Consider the following 17,821-nt stretch of genomic DNA (forward strand, 5'->3'; position numbering starts at 1 on the left):
TTGCGTCCGTTGTCCGGGGTTCCCGGCGGCGGAGCTTGCGTCAGTATGAAGGTCCATCGAGAGTTACGGGAATGCGGGACGACGAATTCTGGCAAGCAGTTCAGGACAAGGAACTGACGACGGTGTCCGGAAACGGCCGCACCGGCGTGCTCAACCTTGCGCTCTTGTTCGGTACGGCGGCGATCGCGCTTGCGCTGGTCCTGACGCCGGTCCTATCGTCCAAGACGACGACGCGTATCATGGCGCAGACACCGGACGAGTTCGACATGATGTCGACCGGATCGGTGCCGAAGCGCGGTGAAGGTAAGCGCTACACGGTTCGCCGAAGCGTGTTGCAGGAAATGCCCGGCGCGGTTTGCATAGTCGATGGAAACGGCGTCTCAAGCGGCTGCTGAGCGATCGTTCGACCTGAGGCATCGCCGCCAAGCTCACTGGTATTAACGGAGGCAAGGCCGCAATGCGCATATTCAAATCTCTCATGCTGGATCGAAGCGGGGCGACCGCTATCGAATACGGCCTCGTCGCTGCTCTTGTCTCCATTGGCCTGATCGGCGGGCTGATGGCGCTCAGCGACAGTCTGACCAACGTCTTCATGACGGTGGAAGGCCATGTGAGAGGCGCGGGTTAACAGCGCCCGCGAATATTCTCAGCGATATTTAATCGAGCGGTTTCGCCTTGAGCGCATCCGCCAGTCTTGCTTTTGCCGATCCCGGCTTGAGCGGCTTTTGCTGGCTTTCGTGGGGCGCCCAGCCGGAGACGTAGATGACCGTGAAGGTCGCGCGGACCCGCCCGTCCGGATCCGAATAACGCTCGGCATAGAGTTCGGCCGCACGCATGAAGAAGGCCTGCGACAAGGGCTTGCGGCTGCGGGCGACGAGCGGGTTGGCCATGCCCATGGCGCGCAGGTCGCGCATCAGCGGAAAAATCGAATCATAGCGGACGGTGTAGGTCTCCTTGTCCGTAACAGGCAGCGCAAAGCCTGCACGCTGGAGCAGGGCACCGACATCGCGAATATCGGAAAAGGGAATCACGCGCGGGCTGGCGCCGCCGGTGAGTTCGACCTCGACCTGCAGCAGCACGTCACGCAACTCCTGAAGGGTGTCGGCGCCCGGGATAGCGGCAAGGAAAAGCCCGTCGGGCCTGAGCGCCCGGCGGATCTGCACGAACACCCCAGGGGTGTCGTTGGTGAGATGCAGCGACAGCGGTGAGACGGCAAGATTGATCGATGCCGCCTCCAGCGGCAGGTGTTCCAGCGGCGCCGCCACGAAGGCATCACCGGGTCTTGCGAAAGCGATGTTGGTCTCAATCCGCCTGGTATTCCCGATCTTTCCGGTTCGTTGCAAAGCGTCGGCAACAATCCCGCTGTAGCCGTGGATCTCCACGGCGTCATCGAAGCGACGTTCGATGACGCCGAGCCGCTCAGCCAACTCGTCGGCTGCCACCTTCAGCAGGAAATCCGCCGGCGGCGCCCGAAGCGTGCGCAGCCGGTTCGACTCAACCAGGGCTTGATCGAAGATCGCTTCCAATGGACAATTCCTGTCTTCGAGGCCGACGTTCAGCGCCGGCGCTAGTTTTGTCATGCAAAGGCGACATGGAAATAGGAATGTCAATCACGTGACGCAAACCGGGCTCGCCAAAATGCGCTCGATTGTCGCGAGCGGCGGTCGAAGAGCGGCCGTGGCATTGGTAGATTTCGTCTATCCGCCGACCTGCCCGGGCTGTCAGGTGGTCGTCGGAAGGCATGCCGGAATCTGCGGCCCTTGCTGGTCGTCCTTGCGCTTCATCGAGCGGCCGTATTGCGAGGTTCTTGGGATGCCCTTCTCCCAGGATCTGGGGCCGGAAATCCTGAGCGCCGATGCGATCGCCAATCCGCCCCCCTTTGCCCGCCTCCGATCGGCAGTGGTGCATGATGGACTGGCGCGCACGCTGGTGCATGGCTTGAAATATCGCGACCGCACGGAAATGGCGCCGATGATGGCGGCCTGGATGGTGCGGGCCGGCGCCGATTTGGTCGAGGCTTGTGACGTGATCGTGCCGGTGCCGCTCCATCGCTACCGCCTGTTCATGCGCAAGTTCAATCAGTCGGGCGAGCTTGCGCGGGCGATCGCCCGGCAGACCGGCAAGCCGCTCGTCATCGGCGCGCTGCGGCGGACGCGTCGCACCAGGCAGCAGGTTGGACTGAGTGCCGCGGCACGGCAGGACAACGTTCAAGGTGCCTTTGCGGTGACACCGTTCGGCAAGGCAGCGCTGTTCGGCAAGCGTGTCCTTCTGGTCGACGACGTCTACACGACCGGAGCGACCGTATCGGCCGCCACGCGCGCGCTCAAGCGCGGCGGCGCTGCGGAGATCGGTGTTTTGACCTTTGCAAGGGCGCTCGGCAACCATATATGAAGGTACGAAACCGTCAGCGCTTACGGAGAATTTGCAGGCATGGCATCGGTCGATATCTACACGCGGCAATTTTGCGGCTACTGCGCCGCGGCCAAGAAACTTCTCGAAGTAAAAGGCGTCGCCTATCGGGAGTACGACGCGACCAATGCTCCGGAAATCCGCCAGGAGATGATCAACCGGGCTGGCCGCAACACCTTCCCGCAGATCTTCATCGACGGCGCGCATGTCGGTGGCTGCGACGATCTGCACGCGCTGGAGCGCGCGGGCAAGCTCGATCCAATGTTGGCAGCGTGAGGGAGATGACGATGTCCGTGAAGATCGCCGCCGTTCAGATGTGTTCCGGCATTGATCCGGAGGCCAACGCCGAGGCGATGGCCCGGCTCGTGCGCCAGGCTGCCGCCCAGGGAGCGGTGTATGTGCAAACCCCGGAGATGACGGGTGCGGTGCAGAAGGATCGCGCCGGTCTGGGTGCCGTGCTGAAGAACGAGGCTGATGATGTGATCGCCAGGACGGCGTCCGATCTTGCCCGCGAACTCGACATCTATGTGCATGTAGGCTCGACGGCGATCGCACTGGCGGACGGCAAGATCGCCAACCGGGGACTGCTGTTTGCGCCCGGCGGCGCACAGGTTTGCAGCTACGACAAGATCCACATGTTCGATGTCGACCTCGACAACGGAGAGAGCTGGCGCGAGAGTGCCGTCTACAGTCCCGGTGCGGTGTCGAAGCTTGCCAATCTTCCTTTCGGCAAGCTGGGCTTTGCCATTTGCTATGACGTGCGGTTCCCGGAGCTCTTCAAGACGCTCGCCCAGGCAGGAGCGCAGATCATCTCCGTGCCGGCCGCGTTTACCCGGCAGACGGGCGAGGCGCACTGGGAGACCCTTCTGCGGGCGCGCGCCATCGAAAACGGTGTCTACATCATCGCCGCCGCACAGGCCGGGGTGCACGAAGACGGGCGCGAGACCTTCGGCCACTCGATCATCATTGATCCCTGGGGGCGTGTGCTTTCGGTCGCCGGAGGATCCGGCGAGGCCGTCATCACGGCGGACATCGATATCGGGGCGGTCAAGGCCGCTCATGACCGGATTCCGAATCTCAAGAACGGGCGCGCGTTCACGTTGGAAGAGATCGCTCTTTCCGAAGGGAGGCGTTAGAGCTTGATTCGCTACGATCTTGTTTGTGACAACGCCCATGGTTTTGAGGGCTGGTTCGGCTCGGCCGCGGATTTCGACCGGCAGAAGGAGCGGGCGCTCGTCAGTTGCCCGACCTGTGGATCGCCGCGCGTGACCAAGCGCCTGATGGCGCCGGCCGTGTCGACGACGCGCAAGAAGGAAGAGCAGCGCCACGCCGTCATGAACGCGCACAACCAGGAGATGCTTGGCAAACTGCGCGACCTCGTCGCCACGATCAAGGCGAACGCGGAGGATGTCGGTGAGCGTTTTCCGGAGGAGGCGCGCAAGATCCATTATGGTGAGGCCGAGCAGCGCGGCCTGATCGGCAAGGCGACGGCCGACGAGGCCCGCGCGCTGATCGAGGAGGGCGTGGAGATCGCGCCGCTTCCGGTTCTGCCCGACGACACCAATTGAAAGCGGCGGAGCTTCCCACCTAAGGGCTACAAAGCTTGAGTGGAAACGGTACGTGGACCGGGGGTGGCGTGGCGCTCACTCCTTCGGGCGGCGCGCCACCAGCATGTAATTCACGTCCATATCCCGCGACAGGTTCCACTGGTTGGTGAGCGGGTTGAAGAAGACGCCGGTACGATCAGTGATGTCGAGACCGGCGGCCGCGAGCGGTCGTTCGATTTCCTCCGGACGCACCAGCTTCTCGTACTGATGGGTGCCGCGCGGCAGCCAGCGCAAGACATTCTCGGCCGCAAAGATGGCAAGTGCTGCGGCTTTCAGCGTGCGGTTGATCGTTGCCACGAACATCATGCCACCAGGACGCACCATCGAGGCGCAGGTGGTGAGAAAGAAATCGACGTCGGCCACGTGCTCGACGACTTCCATGTTGAGGACGATGTCGAAGCTCTCGCCGGCCTCCGCAAGCGCTTCCGCGGTCACGGCGCGGTAATCGACCTCGACACCACTGCCGGCCGCATGCGCCTTGGCGATGCCGATGTTTTTCTCCGACGCGTCGGCGCCGAGCACGGTTGCGCCCATGCGGGCCATGGGCTCGGACAAGAGCCCACCACCGCAGCCGATGTCGAGAATTCTGAGGCCCTCGAGCGGCCGATGCGCCTTCGGATCGCGGTCGAAATGGGCGGAGGCGAGATCGCGGATATAGGTAAGGCGGACGGGATTGAACTTGTGCAGTGGGCGAAACTTGCCGGACGGGTCCCACCACTCTGCGGCCATTGCGGAGAAGCGGTCGACCTCGGCCTGGTCGATGGTCGTGCGGGCAGTCTCGCTCATGGGTTTCTCCGTGGTTCTCTTATGATTTGAAGTCGGACGGTTGCGGCCGGAAGTCAAGAGGCAGGCAAGAGGGTGCGTTCCCGTTTTCCCGAGCCGCGGCAGTCCAAAATGAAGGCACCCCTGCAACCCTTCACGTGAGGACGATGACATTCGGAGGTCATCGGCGCTGCCCGGTGCATTTCGGGTTGAGGCCTTGGCCTATGCCTTCTCCGCCATGTCGGCGTGCCGGTGCACCAGCTGCCATTGACCGTTCGTGCGCCGGAAGATTTCAGTGACGCGCAGGCGCATCGGAACGGCATCCGCCGCGCCCTTCAGGCGCGCCTTGGCGTTCTGGTAGCCGACCCAATAGCCGATCTTGCCGTCGTGCCCCATGTGAATGATCTCGATGTCGCTCTCGCCGCCGGCGTCGAACGCGGTGGCGTCATCGACATAGCGGGCAAGCACTTGCTCGGCTCCCTCTGCGACCGGGCCCATCGGGTGGAAGAAGCTCGCTGGGGAATCGGTTGCGGCGATCTGCTCGAGTGGGCCTGTATCGCCGTTGATATAGGCGCGGGCCACCTCTTTGCGCTTCTGGATAAAGGCATGGAAATCGTCTGCCATGACGCGGTCTCCGTTCGGCTCGTACACAGTTGCCTGTGCTTCGACGGGGAAGGCTTGATCTTCGGCCGTTCCGGCCGCAGTTGCAACAGTTTGAGCGATGTGCGCTGCTGGGCTGTCGTTACGGCGCATAATGTGGCCCCCCCTTACCATTGCGCCCCGCCCCCTCTTCCGCTAAGAGACCCCGCGACTTTCCGCGCGCGTCCGCGCGACCCATCAGTACCGGTAGATAGATATGGCACGCATCGTGATGAAATTCGGCGGGACCTCCGTCGCTGACCTGGACCGCATCCACAATGTTGCGCGCCACGTCAAACGCGAGGTTGATGCCGGCAACGAGGTCGCTGTCGTCGTTTCGGCCATGTCCGGCAAGACGAACGAGCTGGTCGGCTGGGTACAAGGCATGCCGAAGGCGACTGGTGCCAGTTCACCGTTCTATGACGCGCGCGAGTACGATGCGATCGTCGCCTCCGGGGAACTGGTGACCTCGGGGCTGCTGGCGATTGCCTTGCAGTCGATGGGCGTCAACGCCCGCTCCTGGCAGGGCTGGCAGATCCCGATCAGGACCGATAACGCCCATGGCGCCGCCCGAATCCTCGACATCGACGGCACGGAGATTATCCGCCGCATGGGCGAGGGCCAGGTCGCCGTCGTCGCCGGGTTCCAGGGCCTTGGCCCTGACAACCGAGTCGCGACGCTCGGTCGCGGCGGCTCGGACACCTCGGCCGTGGCGATCGCCGCGGCGGTGAAGGCGGATCGCTGCGACATCTACACCGACGTCGACGGCGTCTACACGACCGACCCGCGCATCGAACCGAAGGCCCGCCGCCTGAAGCAGATCGCTTTCGAGGAAATGCTGGAAATGGCGTCGCTGGGCGCCAAGGTGCTGCAGGTGCGCTCGGTCGAGCTTGCCATGGTGCACAAGGTGCGCACCTTCGTGCGCTCGTCCTTCGAGGATCCCGATGCGCCGGGCATGGGCGATCTTCTGAACCCGCCCGGCACGCTGATTTGTGATGAGGATGAGATCGTGGAACAGGAAGTCGTAACCGGCATCGCCTATGCCAAGGATGAAGCGCAGATCTCGCTACGGCGCGTCGCCGACCGGCCGGGCGTCTCGGCCGGGATTTTCGGCCCGCTCGCCGAGGCCCACATCAACGTCGACATGATCGTCCAGAACACCTCCGAGGACGGCTCGAAGACCGACATGACCTTCACGGTGCCCTCCGGCGACGTGGAGAAGTCGCTCAAGGTGCTCGAAGCTGCGAAGGACAAGATCGGCTTCGACGTGATCCAGCACGAGACCGGACTGGTCAAGGTTTCGGTCATCGGCATCGGCATGCGCAGCCATGCCGGTGTTGCCGCCTCGGCCTTCCGTGCGCTGGCCGAGAAGGGGATCAACATCAAGGCGATCACCACCTCGGAAATCAAGATCTCCATCCTGATCGACGGTCCCTATGCGGAACTCGCAGTCCGCACTTTGCATTCCGTCTACGGTCTCGATAAGAAGTAAAAGACGGGATTCGTCAGGCGCCCGCCTGGCTACAACCAGAGTGGGTACATTTTCGGGAGACGCCACGCGATGAGAGACCTCTCCGCGGGTCCGCGCGTACTTCTCAAGCGGCTGCGCGAACTTATGGCGGAGCCGCTCGAGCCACAGGATCGCCTGGACCAGATCGTGCGCCAGATCGCACAGAACATGGTCGCCGAAGTGTGCTCCGTCTACGTGCTGCGTTCCGATGGCATCCTCGAGCTCTATGCCACCGAGGGTCTTAATCCGGGCGCCGTCCACCTGGCCCAGCTGAAGATGGGGCAGGGCCTCGTCGGCACGATCGCCGCCTCCGCCCAGCCGCTCAACCTCTCCGACGCCCAGTCGCACCCCGCCTTCCGCTACCTGCCGGAGACGGGCGAGGAGATCTATCACTCCTTCCTCGGCGTGCCGATCCTCCGGACCGGCCGTGCGCTCGGCGTCCTCGTCGTGCAGAACAAGGCGAGCCGCACCTATCGCGAGGATGAGGTCGAGGCGCTGGAAACGACGGCGATGGTGCTCGCCGAGATGGTTGCGACCGGTGAACTGAAAAAGCTCACCAAATCGGGATTGGAGCTCGATCTGTCGCGGCCGGTGTCGATCGACGGCGCCAGTTTTGGCGAGGGGATCGGGCTCGGCTATGTCGTGCTGCATGAGCCACGCATCGTCGTCACCAACCTTCTGAACGAGGATTCGGAACACGAGCTCGGCCGGCTTGCAGAGGCGCTGGGGAGCCTGCGCATCTCCATTGACGACATGCTGTCGCGGCGCGACGTGCCTGACGAGGGCGAGCATCGTGAAGTGCTCGAGACTTACCGCATGTTCGCCCACGATCGTGGCTGGGTGCGCAAGCTGGAGGAGGCGATCCGAAACGGTTTGACGGCGGAAGCCGCGGTCGAGCGGGTGCAGAGCGAGATGAAGGCGCGGATGATCCGGCTGACGGACCCGTACCTGCGTGAACGCATGCACGATTTCGACGACCTCGCCAACCGGCTGCTGCGGCAGTTGACCGGCTATGGCGCGAAGCTCTCCGCCAGCAGTTTCCCAAACGATGCGATCGTCGTGGCGCGCGCCATGGGGGCGGCGGAACTGCTCGACTATCCGCGCGAGAACGTGCGCGGACTGGTCCTGGAAGAGGGGGCCGTCACGAGCCACGTGGTGATCGTTGCCCGCGCCATGGGCATTCCAGTCGTCGGTCAGGCGGTGGGCGCGGTTGCGCTCGCCGAGAACAACGACGCAATCATCATCGACGGTGATGAAGCCAAGGTGCACCTGCGCCCCGTTCAGGACCTGCAGCGGTCCTATGAGGACAAGGTCAGGCTTCGGGCCCGCCGCCAAGCGCAGTATCGCGCGCTCGTCGCGGTCGAGCCGGTGACGAAGGACGGCCAGCAGATCAACCTCCAGATGAACGCCGGCCTGCTGGTGGACCTGCCGCATCTGGCCGAATCGGGCGCGCTCGGCATCGGCCTGTTCCGCACCGAGCTGCAATTCATGATCGCTTCGACCATGCCGAAGGCCGAGGAGCAGGAAGCCTTCTATCGCAGCGTGCTGAAGCAGGCCGCCGGACGGCCGGTGACGTTTCGCACCCTCGACATCGGCGGCGACAAGGTGGTTCCCTACTTCCGCAGCACCGACGAGGAAAACCCGGCGCTCGGCTGGCGGGCGATCCGGCTGTCGCTGGACCGGCCGGGGCTGCTGCGCACCCAGCTGCGCGCCATGCTGCGGGCGACCGCCGGCGGCGAGCTGCGGCTGATGTTGCCGATGGTGACGGAAGTCGCCGAGCTGAAGGAGGCGCGTTCGCTGCTGCAGAAGGAGATCGAGCGGCAATCGAAGATCGGTGAGCAGTTGCCGAAGAAGCTGCAGTTCGGCGCCATGCTGGAGGTGCCGGCGCTGCTTTGGCAGCTCGACGAGCTCATGGAAGAGGTCGACTTCGTCTCTGTCGGCTCGAACGACCTCTTCCAGTTCACGATGGCGGTCGACCGAGGCAACGCACGCGTCTCCGACCGCTTCGACAACCTCGGGCGCCCGTTCCTGCGGGTGCTGCGTGACATCGTGCGGGCCGGGGAGCGCAATGCAACGCCCGTCACGCTCTGTGGGGAAATGGCGGGAAAACCGGTCACGGCGATGGCGCTGATAGGTATTGGGTTCCGTTCGGTGTCGATGTCTGCGACCGCGCTGGGGCCGGTGAAGGCGATGCTCTTGAGCCTTGATGCCGGAAAGCTTGCGACGGTACTGAACGCGGCACTCGAGGACACGCAGCCGACGCAGACGGTTCGACAGATCCTGGCGGATTTCGCCGCCGAGAACAGTATTCCGCTGTAGCGACCCTGGGCTTTCGCGGATGCGGTGACCGCCAATCTTTAACATCCGCGCACAGGCTTTGGCGTCCCACAGGGTATGTGCAGCGGTGCGCGACACAAAAATTTGGAGTTCCACGGTGGCCAAGCTTCCGGTTGAAAAGATGCGCGAACTGGAACGCCGCTTCGGCGAAATCGAGGCGCGCATGTCTGCCGGTCCCGATTCGGAGACCTATGTACGGCTTGCTTCCGAGTATTCCGAGTTGCAGCCGGTGGTGACGAAGATCCGCGAATTCCAGAAGGCCGAGAGCGAGATCGCCGATCTCGAGGCGATGCTTGCCGACAAGGGAACGGATCGCGAGATGCGCGACCTCGCCGAGATGGAGCTACCGGATCTGAAGGCGCGCATGGAAACGCTAGAGCAGGACATGCAGATCCTGCTCTTGCCGAAGGACGCCGCCGACGAGAAGAGCGCCATCCTGGAAATTCGCGCCGGCACGGGCGGTTCGGAAGCCGCGCTCTTCGCCGGCGACCTGTTTCGCATGTACGAGCGCTTCGCCGCAGCGAACGGCTGGAAGGTCGAGGTGCTTTCCGCAAACGAAGGCGAGGCTGGCGGCTACAAGGAAATCATCGCGACGATCTCCGGGCGCGGCGTATTCGCCAAGCTAAAGTTCGAATCGGGGGTGCACCGGGTGCAGCGCGTACCGGAGACCGAGGCGAGCGGGCGGATTCACACCTCGGCGGCCACGGTCGCCGTTTTGCCGGAGGCCGAGGATATCGACATCGAGATCCGCCCGGAGGACATCCGCATCGACACGATGCGCTCGTCGGGCGCCGGCGGCCAGCACGTCAACACGACCGACTCTGCGGTGCGCATCACCCACCTGCCGACGGGGCTGATCGTGACGAGTTCTGAGAAGTCGCAACACCAGAACCGTGCCAAAGCAATGCAGGTGCTTCGCTCGCGTCTTTACGACATGGAGCGGCAGCGGGCCGAAAGCGAGCGCTCGGCCGACCGCAAGAGCCAGGTGGGCTCGGGCGACCGCTCCGAGCGCATCCGCACCTACAATTTCCCGCAGGGGCGGGTGACCGACCATCGCATCAATCTGACACTCTACAAGCTCGACCGGATGATGGAGGGCGAGATCGACGAAGTGGTGGATGCACTGGTCGCCGACTACCAGGCCGGTCAGCTTGCCCAACTCGCCGAACAGCGGGGCTGATCCATGGCGACCGCCACCGTTGCCGATGCGCTTGCCGATGTGCGCCGGCGCCTGGCCGAAGGCGGGGTCGCGGATGCCGCTCGCGAGGCGCGGCTTCTGGTCGGCGGACTGTTGAAGCTGGAGCCGGCGGCGCTGATCTCCGGGGGTGCGCGCGCTTTGGACACGTCGGAGCAGGAACTGCTTGCCAGTGCTGTCGTTCGCCGCCTGAACAGGGAGCCGGTGTACCGCATCCTCGGCAGCCGCCCGTTTTTCGATCTGGTGCTGACGCTTTCGCCCGACACGCTCGAACCCCGGCCGGACACGGAAATTCTTGTCGAACGTCTGATCCCTCGGGCGCAAAAGATCGTCGCCGACAGGGGGGCTTGCCGGGTTCTCGACCTTGGGACGGGAACTGGCGCGATCTGTCTTGCGTTGGTTCAAGCGGTGCCCGGTGTCGTCGGTACCGGAACCGATATTTCGCCGGGCGCTCTTGAGACGGCCCGGGCTAATGCCCGGCTGAACGGTCTTGCGGACCGGTTCGAGGCGGTGGAGAGCGACTGGTTTGCCGGCATTGACGGCGCCTATGACATCATAGTGTCAAATCCACCGTATATTCCGTCGGTCGTGGTCGAGGGGCTCGACGACGAGGTGCGGCGTTTCGATCCGCGGCGGGCGCTGGACGGCGGCGGCGACGGGCTGGATGCGTATCGGGCGATTGCCGGCGGTGCGGCAGGCCATCTGGCCACGGCAGGCTTCGTCGGCTTCGAGATCGGCTTCGACCAGAAGGAACCGGTCACGGTGCTGATGGGCGAGCAGGGGTTCCGCCTGATTGAGGCGGCGCAGGATCTCGGCGGCAACGATCGCGCGCTCATTTTTGTCAGGGCCTGAGGCGATCGCATTGTTGCAGATGCACAACTTGCGGTGCCGGCGCCAAGATGTCGCAAAGAAAAGGCTTGGAATCATCGGTGAAGCGGGATAGGTTGCCCATACGCACCGGGCAAGGGTCACAGGAAACAGATTTAGTCTGATGTGACCGACGCGAAGCTTTCTCTCATTGAAGAGTTGCTGGGGTTTAAGACTGCTCTGTGCAGGTACCTGTTAATTTGACGTTCAGCGGCAACAGGACCACCGAAGAGCGTGGTGTGTTCGCTGATGAAATTTCGCCCGGGCTGGCGTTTGCAGCCGGGTGGTGCAGATACACGATCATCAAGATTAGAGACTTCAGGTGAGTGAGACATGAGGCCAGGACAGCAAAACAAGCGCGGCCGCGGGCGTAACAACAACAACAACAATAACAACAATAACAACAATTTTCGCAAGGGCGGCGGCAATCCGTTGACCCGAACCTACGACAGCTCCGGACCCGACGTAAAGATCAGGGGCACGGCGCAGACGATCGCAGAGAAATATGCGGCGCTTGCGCGCGATGCGCAGAGTTCGGGCGATCGCGTGATTGCGGAGAACTATCTGCAGCACGCCGAGCACTACAATCGCATCATTCTCTCGGCACAGCAGCAGCAGGAGCGCCACCAGCGCGACGATCGCAGCGACTTCAACGACCGTGACGGGTTCGATCGGGACCAGGACGATGGCGATTTCGTCGCCGGGGACGATGTGCCGACGAGCGCCGCACCGACACCTGTCGAGGCCCCGGTAACGGAGGCCGTCATCGATGGGACCGGCCCGCAGCCGATCATCGAGGGTACACCGGCAGAGGTTTCGCTGGAGGAAGAGGACACAGCGAGCGGGCGCCAACCGTCGCGACGTCGCAACGCCCCCCGCCAGCGCCGCCCGCGTCGCGGCGAGGCCCAGCAGGGCGGAGAAGAGGCGCAGGCCGCATCTGCGGATAGCGGTGACGCGCCCGTCCTTGAGGCTGCTGCTTCCGAGTGAGGAGAATTCCACCGGCCTAACGGTGCGATCTCTGCAACATGACAATATGCCGCCCGCGATTCCGCGGGCGGTTTGCTTTTCAGTCCGATCTCCTCGAGACGATGATCCCGGGTCCTGCGTCCCAGCCGCGCCTTGCCTGAAAAACATGCGAATCACCGTTGCGTCGGTCGCCACAAACTTGATGGTTGCCTCCTTTAATTTCGCCACCGCCTCCCCATATTCGACCTCGTAAAGCACAGGTTTGCCTTTAAGGGAGCCTGATCCTGAATCGCCGATCGGCGCCGCAAAAGGGCCGGTCGAGTCATGGAGGTAGTCTATGAATATCGAGAAGTACTCCGAGCGCGTCCGCGGCTTTCTGCAATCCGCACAGACCAAGGCGCTCGCCGACGGCAATCCCCAGTTTACCCCCGAACATGTCCTGAAGGTTCTGCTCGATGACGACCAGGGCATGGCGTCGTCGCTGATCGAGCGCGCCGGCGGCAATGCAAAGGAGGCGCGCCGCGCCAACGAGGCCGCCCTCGACAAGCTGCCGAAAGTGTCGGGCGGCAACGGCTCGCTGTCACTGTCCCAACCACTCGCGCGCGTGTTCGCCACTGCCGAAGATGCAGCGAAGAAGGCTGGCGACAGTTTTGTAACCGTCGAGCGCCTGCTTCTGGCATTGGCACTTGAAAAATCGGCGGCGACCTCGGAAATTTTGACCAAGGCCGGCGTGACCCCGCAGAAGCTCAATCAGGTCATCAATGATCTGCGCAAGGGCCGTACCGCCGACACGGCCAATGCCGAGCAGGGCTTCGACGCGCTGAAGAAATATGCGCGCGACCTGACGGCCGAGGCGCGTGACGGCAAGCTCGACCCGGTGATCGGCCGCGACGATGAGATCCGGCGCACCATCCAGGTCCTTTCCCGCCGCACCAAGAACAACCCGGTGCTGATCGGCGAACCCGGCGTCGGCAAGACGGCGATCGCCGAAGGGCTGGCGCTGCGCATCGTTAATGGCGACGTGCCCGAGAGCCTGAAGGACAAGCGGCTAATGGCGCTCGACATGGGCGCTCTGATCGCAGGCGCCAAGTATCGCGGCGAGTTCGAGGAGCGGCTCAAGGCCGTGCTGAACGAGGTGCAGGCGGAAGCCGGCGAGATCATCCTCTTCATCGACGAGATGCACACGCTGGTCGGCGCCGGCAAGGCGGAGGGCGCGATGGATGCGTCGAACCTGCTGAAGCCGGCCCTTGCCCGCGGCGAGTTGCACTGCGTCGGCGCCACCACGCTCGACGAATACCGCAAGCATGTCGAGAAGGATGCCGCACTGGCCCGGCGATTCCAGCCGGTCTTCGTCGAGGAACCGACGGTCGAGGACACGATCTCGATCCTGCGCGGCCTGAAGGAGAAATACGAGCAGCACCACAAGGTGCGGATCTCCGATTCGGCGCTCGTGGCGGCGGCGATGCTCTCCAACCGCTACATCACCGACCGCTTCCTGCCCGACAAGGCGATCGACCTGATGGACGAGGCCGCCTCGCGGCTGCGGATGCAGGTCGATTCCAAGCCCGAGGAGCTCGACGAGCTCGACCGGCGCATCATCCAGATGAAGATCGAGCGGGAGGCGCTGAAGAAGGAGACCGATCGTGCCTCGCAGGATCGGCTGGAGAAGCTTGAGCTCGACCTGACAGCCCTGGAAGAAGAGGCGGCGGCACTGACCGCCCGCTGGCAGGCGGAGAAGAGCAAGCTCGGCCATGCAGCCGAGCTGAAGAAGAGGCTCGACGAAGCCCGCAACGAACTGGCAATCGTCCAGCGCAAGGGCGAGTTCCAGCGCGCCGGCGAACTCACCTACGGTGTCATTCCGCAACTCGAAAGGGAGCTGCAGGAAGCCGAAAGCCGTGACCAGGCCGATGTGAACCCGATGGTGCAGGAGGTCGTCACCGCCGACAACATCGCCCAGATCGTTTCCCGCTGGACCGGAATTCCGGTCGACAAGATGCTGGAGGGCGAGCGCGACAAACTGCTTCGCATGGAGGACGAACTCGGCAAATGGGTCGTCGGCCAGGGCGATGCCGTGCAGGCGGTTTCGCGTGCGGTGCGCCGCGCCCGTGCCGGGCTTCAGGATCCGAACCGGCCGATCGGCTCGTTCATCTTCCTGGGACCGACGGGTGTGGGCAAGACGGAGTTGACCAAGGCGCTCGCCCGCTTCCTCTTCGACGACGAGACGGCAATCGTGCGCATGGACATGTCGGAATACATGGAGAAGCACTCCGTGGCCCGGCTGATCGGCGCTCCTCCCGGCTATGTCGGCTACGAGGAGGGCGGTGCGCTCACCGAGGCCGTGCGCCGGCGTCCGTATCAGGTGGTGCTGTTCGACGAGATCGAGAAGGCACACCCGGACGTGTTCAACGTCCTTTTGCAGGTGCTTGACGATGGGCGACTGACCGACGGCCAGGGCCGTACCGTCGATTTCCGAAATACGCTGATCATCATGACGTCGAACCTCGGCGCTGAATACCTGACCCAGCTCGGCGAAGGTGACGATAGCGAGAAGGTCCGCGACGAGGTGATGGAGGTCGTGAAGGCGCACTTCCGGCCCGAGTTCCTCAACCGCGTCGACGAGATCATCCTGTTCCACCGCCTGCGGCGGACGGAGATGGGCGCGATCGTCGAAATCCAGTTGAAGCGCGTGCGGCAGTTGCTTGCCGACCGCAAGATTACGCTGGAACTGGACGAGGATGCGACGCACTGGTTGGCGGAGAAGGGGTACGATCCGGTCTACGGCGCTCGGCCGCTGAAGCGCGCCATCCAGAAGTACCTGCAGGACCCGCTCGCCGAGCAGATCCTTTCGGGCGACGTACCGGACGGCTCGACGGTGAAGGTCACCTCCGGCTCCGACCGGCTGCTGTTCCACACCAAGGGCAGCAAGAGCGAGGCGGCCTAACCGAACCTGATGTGAAGAGAAACAGCGCGCGGATCGGAATGGTCCGCGCGTTGTTTTGGTTTGGATGCGGACTGGCGACAGTCGCGATACGGACGGACCACCCAAGGTGCTTGGGAGAAGCGTCGTTATGCTGGGTGGCCTGCGGGCGTGTGATGCTGTTGGAGCATTCCCTGCCGGCCGGGGGAGACCGGCCTGTGGAAGGGTCCGAAGCCGCTATTCCTTGGCGGCGACTTCGTGGCCGTCTTCCTTGCGGCCGAGAAGGTCATCGATGCGCTTGCGCTCAACCTGGAACTGCGCGAGCGCCTTACCCTCGAGCGACGAGCCGCCCGGCAGGCGGATCTTCAACGGATCCACCTTGGTGCCGTTGACGATCAACTCGTAGTGAAGATGCGCTCCGGTCGACAGACCAGTCGACCCGACATAGCCGATCACCTGACCCTGCTTCACGTCGGAACCCGCCTTCACCCCCTTGGCGATCGCGCTCTGGTGGTTGTAGGACGATACGTATCCGTTGGCATGGCGGATCAGCGTCTGATTGCCATAGCCCGACGCCCAGCCCGCCTTTTCGACAGTGCCGTTGCCGGCTGCGATAATCGGCGTGCCGCGCGGTGCGGACCAGTCCGCCCCGGTATGCATGCGCGAGAAACCGAGTATGGGGTGGCGGCGCATGCCATAGCCGGACGAGAAGCGTCCGTTCGGCACCGGGTTGCGCAGCAGGAACTGGCGAATGCTCTTGCCGTCCTGGTCGTAGTAGTCGACGGCGCCATCATCGGGATCCTGGAAGCGGTAGACGCGCGTTTCGTTGTCGCCGAACCGGGCGTTGATATAGAGCAGTTCGGAGTCGGTGGCGGCGATACCGGTCTGATCGGCGACGGAAAAGAACGCTTCGAGCGTGTCGTTCGGGCGAAGCTGCGCCTGGAAATCGACATTGCTGGCGAGGACACGGATCAACTGCGCCGTCATGTCCTTGCTCATGCCGTAGGAGAGGGCGGCACGAAAAATGCCGTCATAGACGCGTGGCAGGTCGCGCCCCGAGACCATCGACGGGCGGCTGTCGCCGTCGAAGGCGCTGGCCACGGCGGCCAGCGGTGGCGGCTCGGCGCCGGGGATGAACCTGCCTTTATCGTCGACCGCCACGGTTGTGACGTGTCGGCCGCTGGAATAGACAGAGGCGCGGACGATATCTGCCTGCTTGCCCTTCTGCATGACGCAAATGCGAAGGACATCACCCGCATTGAGTTGGCTGCCGCCAAGAGCGCCTTCGAGGTAGCCGGACAGATCTTCGGCCTGTGCCTTCGTATATCCTGCACCGGTCATGACTTCGGCAATGCTCGCGGCGCGTCGGACCGGAACGACGTCATCCGCATACTCGGGATCGTCGGGGGTCAGCGTATCGAAGTCCGACACGCTCATGTTCTCCTCGACAATACGCGCCGTCAGGCCTTGCAAGAGATCCAGGTCGCCCGCATCGGAGGCAAATCGCTGCGGGTCGACATAGTAGAGCGAGGCGACCTGGGTGCTGCCGTCGGTGAGCGCGGACCCGTTCGTGCGCACGTTTTCCTCGACTTCGTCCGCGGACATCTGGTCGGCATAGGCGAGTGCGGGCCCTCCGGTCGGAAAGTCGCCATTCTTCAGCGCGACTTCGGATTCGACATCGGATCCATAGATCGTGCCTGTGCGCGCCGCCGGCTGCTGTTCGTTCTTGTCGCCATCGGAAAAGATCGCCAGCGGATCGAAGCGGGGATAGTCCTCGCCGGTGGAGTGATTGGCCGCCAGTGCCATCGTGACATGTGCGAACGGTTTGCGGCGGACCACTTCCTTCTCGCCGTCATGGATCATGGTGGAGACCTCCATGATCTTCTTGTCGGTCGGTTTGGCGACGATGTTGGGCTCGAGGATGCGCTGGCCGCGCTTGACGGCGTTCCCCGCCTGGGGCGGGTGGTCGTGCGGCTCCAGCGCGGCATAGGCTTCCGCCGGAATCGCCAGCTGCTGACGGCCGTCAAGCGCCGCAAACAGCGCAACCCCCATCAGGATGGAAGATGTAATACCGGTGAGGAACGTGCCGGACAGCCAGCGCAACGAAATCTCACGACGGTCCGGGGCGCGTCGGCCATCCGCCAGGATTGGCGGCTCGTTGCCGAGCGTGCGGATCATGTTCCTGTCCGTCGTCGTCATGCCGATCGCGTTGGTCCCGTGTCGTTGTGCGCGCGCCGTTCAAGCGGCGAGAAGATGTACATGTTAAGTGGCGCGAGTCAAATCAGGCGCAAGCGCATCTTGCTCCTTATGTAGCTGAAGACGATGGCATTGTGAAAATATGAGGGCGGATCGGAAAAAGCGGCCCACAAGCCTGTGGACGAAGAAACTTCGTGACGGAACACGCTGGAAATCCGGCACTTGGCCGCTCTGCCATGTGAATTTTCGCAAAACCGTCATTTTTGTTGTTGACTTGGTTTGGGGTTGGGCCTAGAAACCGCCTCACCAACGAGGGCGGCGGCGCTGCTAGCGACTGACCAACTCGCTCTGAAGTTCTTCTTGGAGATGCTGGCAACTGAGGCCGACGAGATCGGCTGACGGCTTTGCGCTTCGGG

At 63.5% G+C, this 17,821-nt stretch carries 16 protein-coding genes; 12 read left to right on the forward strand and 4 right to left on the reverse strand.

What is annotated here, in order from left to right:
• Window positions 1–71 precede the first annotated feature (71 nt).
• Both AC1DDS_RS23270 and AC1DDS_RS23275 read left to right on the forward strand, forming a co-directional pair.
• Complete coding sequence (locus AC1DDS_RS23270) at window positions 72–395, forward strand: hypothetical protein (RefSeq protein WP_310424001.1); 324 nt, start codon at window positions 72–74, stop codon at window positions 393–395.
• A gap of 62 nt (window positions 396–457) precedes the next feature.
• Window positions 458–628, forward strand: a complete 171-nt coding sequence (locus AC1DDS_RS23275; RefSeq protein WP_477481024.1) for a Flp family type IVb pilin — start codon at window positions 458–460, stop codon at window positions 626–628.
• Window positions 629–656: 28 nt separating this feature from the next.
• On the opposite strand, the gene AC1DDS_RS23280 is transcribed toward AC1DDS_RS23275, so the two are convergent.
• The gene (locus tag AC1DDS_RS23280) at window positions 657–1,526 is read right to left on the reverse strand and encodes a methyltransferase domain-containing protein (RefSeq protein WP_477481025.1); all 870 of its coding nucleotides are present in this window, start codon (window positions 1,524–1,526) and stop codon (window positions 657–659) included.
• Between the two features lie 112 nt (window positions 1,527–1,638).
• Between AC1DDS_RS23280 and AC1DDS_RS23285 the strand changes: the two genes are divergently transcribed.
• From AC1DDS_RS23285 to AC1DDS_RS23300, 4 genes are read left to right on the forward strand one after another with little or no spacing between them, the layout of a single operon-like run.
• Window positions 1,639–2,391 (forward strand): ComF family protein, encoded by a 753-nt coding sequence (locus AC1DDS_RS23285; protein ID WP_477481036.1) that lies wholly within the window; start codon window positions 1,639–1,641, stop codon window positions 2,389–2,391.
• Window positions 2,392–2,430: 39 nt separating this feature from the next.
• Window positions 2,431–2,685 (forward strand): glutaredoxin 3, encoded by a 255-nt coding sequence (gene grxC / locus AC1DDS_RS23290; RefSeq protein ID WP_310423996.1) that lies wholly within the window; start codon window positions 2,431–2,433, stop codon window positions 2,683–2,685.
• An 11-nt stretch (window positions 2,686–2,696) separates the two neighbouring features.
• On the forward strand, window positions 2,697–3,545 hold the full coding sequence (locus tag AC1DDS_RS23295; RefSeq protein ID WP_477481026.1) for a carbon-nitrogen hydrolase family protein: 849 nt from the start codon (window positions 2,697–2,699) through the stop codon (window positions 3,543–3,545).
• A 3-nt stretch (window positions 3,546–3,548) separates the two neighbouring features.
• Entirely contained in the window at window positions 3,549–3,977 is a 429-nt protein-coding gene (locus tag AC1DDS_RS23300) for a DUF1178 family protein (RefSeq protein ID WP_477481027.1), read from the forward strand.
• 75 nt (window positions 3,978–4,052) lie between these two features.
• Here the strand turns inward: AC1DDS_RS23300 and ubiG are convergent, their stop codons facing one another.
• Together ubiG and AC1DDS_RS23310 are read right to left on the reverse strand one after the other, a co-directional pair.
• Window positions 4,053–4,802: a bifunctional 2-polyprenyl-6-hydroxyphenol methylase/3-demethylubiquinol 3-O-methyltransferase UbiG gene (gene ubiG / locus AC1DDS_RS23305; protein ID WP_477481028.1), complete on the reverse strand. Its 750-nt coding sequence runs from the start codon at window positions 4,800–4,802 to the stop codon at window positions 4,053–4,055.
• A 198-nt stretch (window positions 4,803–5,000) separates the two neighbouring features.
• Window positions 5,001–5,402 (reverse strand): YybH family protein, encoded by a 402-nt coding sequence (locus AC1DDS_RS23310; RefSeq protein WP_477481029.1) that lies wholly within the window; start codon window positions 5,400–5,402, stop codon window positions 5,001–5,003.
• A 232-nt stretch (window positions 5,403–5,634) separates the two neighbouring features.
• Between AC1DDS_RS23310 and AC1DDS_RS23315 the strand changes: the two genes are divergently transcribed.
• The 6 genes from AC1DDS_RS23315 (at window position 5,635) to clpB (ending at window position 15,233) form a co-directional block, all read left to right on the forward strand.
• Window positions 5,635–6,909: an aspartate kinase gene (locus tag AC1DDS_RS23315; RefSeq protein ID WP_477481030.1), complete on the forward strand. Its 1,275-nt coding sequence runs from the start codon at window positions 5,635–5,637 to the stop codon at window positions 6,907–6,909.
• 69 nt (window positions 6,910–6,978) lie between these two features.
• A complete protein-coding gene (gene ptsP / locus AC1DDS_RS23320; RefSeq protein ID WP_477481031.1) occupies window positions 6,979–9,246 on the forward strand; it encodes a phosphoenolpyruvate--protein phosphotransferase in 2,268 nt (755 codons plus the stop codon).
• 115 nt (window positions 9,247–9,361) lie between these two features.
• Window positions 9,362–10,444, forward strand: coding sequence for a peptide chain release factor 1 (gene prfA / locus AC1DDS_RS23325; protein ID WP_310423973.1), 1,083 nt, complete (start codon window positions 9,362–9,364; stop codon window positions 10,442–10,444).
• Window positions 10,445–10,447: 3 nt separating this feature from the next.
• On the forward strand, window positions 10,448–11,311 hold the full coding sequence (gene prmC, locus AC1DDS_RS23330; protein ID WP_477481032.1) for a peptide chain release factor N(5)-glutamine methyltransferase: 864 nt from the start codon (window positions 10,448–10,450) through the stop codon (window positions 11,309–11,311).
• 348 nt (window positions 11,312–11,659) lie between these two features.
• The gene (locus AC1DDS_RS23335) at window positions 11,660–12,313 is read left to right on the forward strand and encodes a DUF4167 domain-containing protein (RefSeq protein WP_477481033.1); all 654 of its coding nucleotides are present in this window, start codon (window positions 11,660–11,662) and stop codon (window positions 12,311–12,313) included.
• Window positions 12,314–12,629: 316 nt separating this feature from the next.
• Window positions 12,630–15,233, forward strand: coding sequence for an ATP-dependent chaperone ClpB (gene clpB / locus AC1DDS_RS23340; protein ID WP_477481034.1), 2,604 nt, complete (start codon window positions 12,630–12,632; stop codon window positions 15,231–15,233).
• 213 nt (window positions 15,234–15,446) lie between these two features.
• Here clpB and AC1DDS_RS23345 read toward each other — a convergent pair whose 3' ends face one another.
• The gene (locus AC1DDS_RS23345) at window positions 15,447–17,387 is read right to left on the reverse strand and encodes a M23 family metallopeptidase (RefSeq protein WP_477481037.1); all 1,941 of its coding nucleotides are present in this window, start codon (window positions 17,385–17,387) and stop codon (window positions 15,447–15,449) included.
• Window positions 17,388–17,821: the final 434 nt, after the last annotated feature.

Source organism: Mycoplana sp. 10N416, assembly GCF_056394765.1.

Bases quoted from the DNA above. Each gene is read 5' to 3' on its own strand.
- AC1DDS_RS23270 (WP_310424001.1), top strand. From the start codon at position 72: ATGCGGGACGACGAATTCTGGCAAGCAGTTCAGGACAAGGAACTGACG.
- AC1DDS_RS23275 (WP_477481024.1), top strand. From the start codon at position 458: ATGCGCATATTCAAATCTCTCATGCTGGATCGAAGCGGGGCGACCGCT.
- AC1DDS_RS23285 (WP_477481036.1), top strand. From the start codon at position 1,639: ATGCGCTCGATTGTCGCGAGCGGCGGTCGAAGAGCGGCCGTGGCATTG.
- grxC (WP_310423996.1), top strand. From the start codon at position 2,431: ATGGCATCGGTCGATATCTACACGCGGCAATTTTGCGGCTACTGCGCC.
- AC1DDS_RS23295 (WP_477481026.1), top strand. From the start codon at position 2,697: ATGTCCGTGAAGATCGCCGCCGTTCAGATGTGTTCCGGCATTGATCCG.
- ubiG (WP_477481028.1), bottom strand. From the start codon at position 4,802: ATGAGCGAGACTGCCCGCACGACCATCGACCAGGCCGAGGTCGACCGC.
- AC1DDS_RS23310 (WP_477481029.1), bottom strand. From the start codon at position 5,402: ATGGCAGACGATTTCCATGCCTTTATCCAGAAGCGCAAAGAGGTGGCC.
- AC1DDS_RS23315 (WP_477481030.1), top strand. From the start codon at position 5,635: ATGGCACGCATCGTGATGAAATTCGGCGGGACCTCCGTCGCTGACCTG.
- ptsP (WP_477481031.1), top strand. From the start codon at position 6,979: ATGAGAGACCTCTCCGCGGGTCCGCGCGTACTTCTCAAGCGGCTGCGC.
- prmC (WP_477481032.1), top strand. From the start codon at position 10,448: ATGGCGACCGCCACCGTTGCCGATGCGCTTGCCGATGTGCGCCGGCGC.
- AC1DDS_RS23335 (WP_477481033.1), top strand. From the start codon at position 11,660: ATGAGGCCAGGACAGCAAAACAAGCGCGGCCGCGGGCGTAACAACAAC.
- clpB (WP_477481034.1), top strand. From the start codon at position 12,630: ATGAATATCGAGAAGTACTCCGAGCGCGTCCGCGGCTTTCTGCAATCC.
- AC1DDS_RS23345 (WP_477481037.1), bottom strand. From the start codon at position 17,387: ATGATCCGCACGCTCGGCAACGAGCCGCCAATCCTGGCGGATGGCCGA.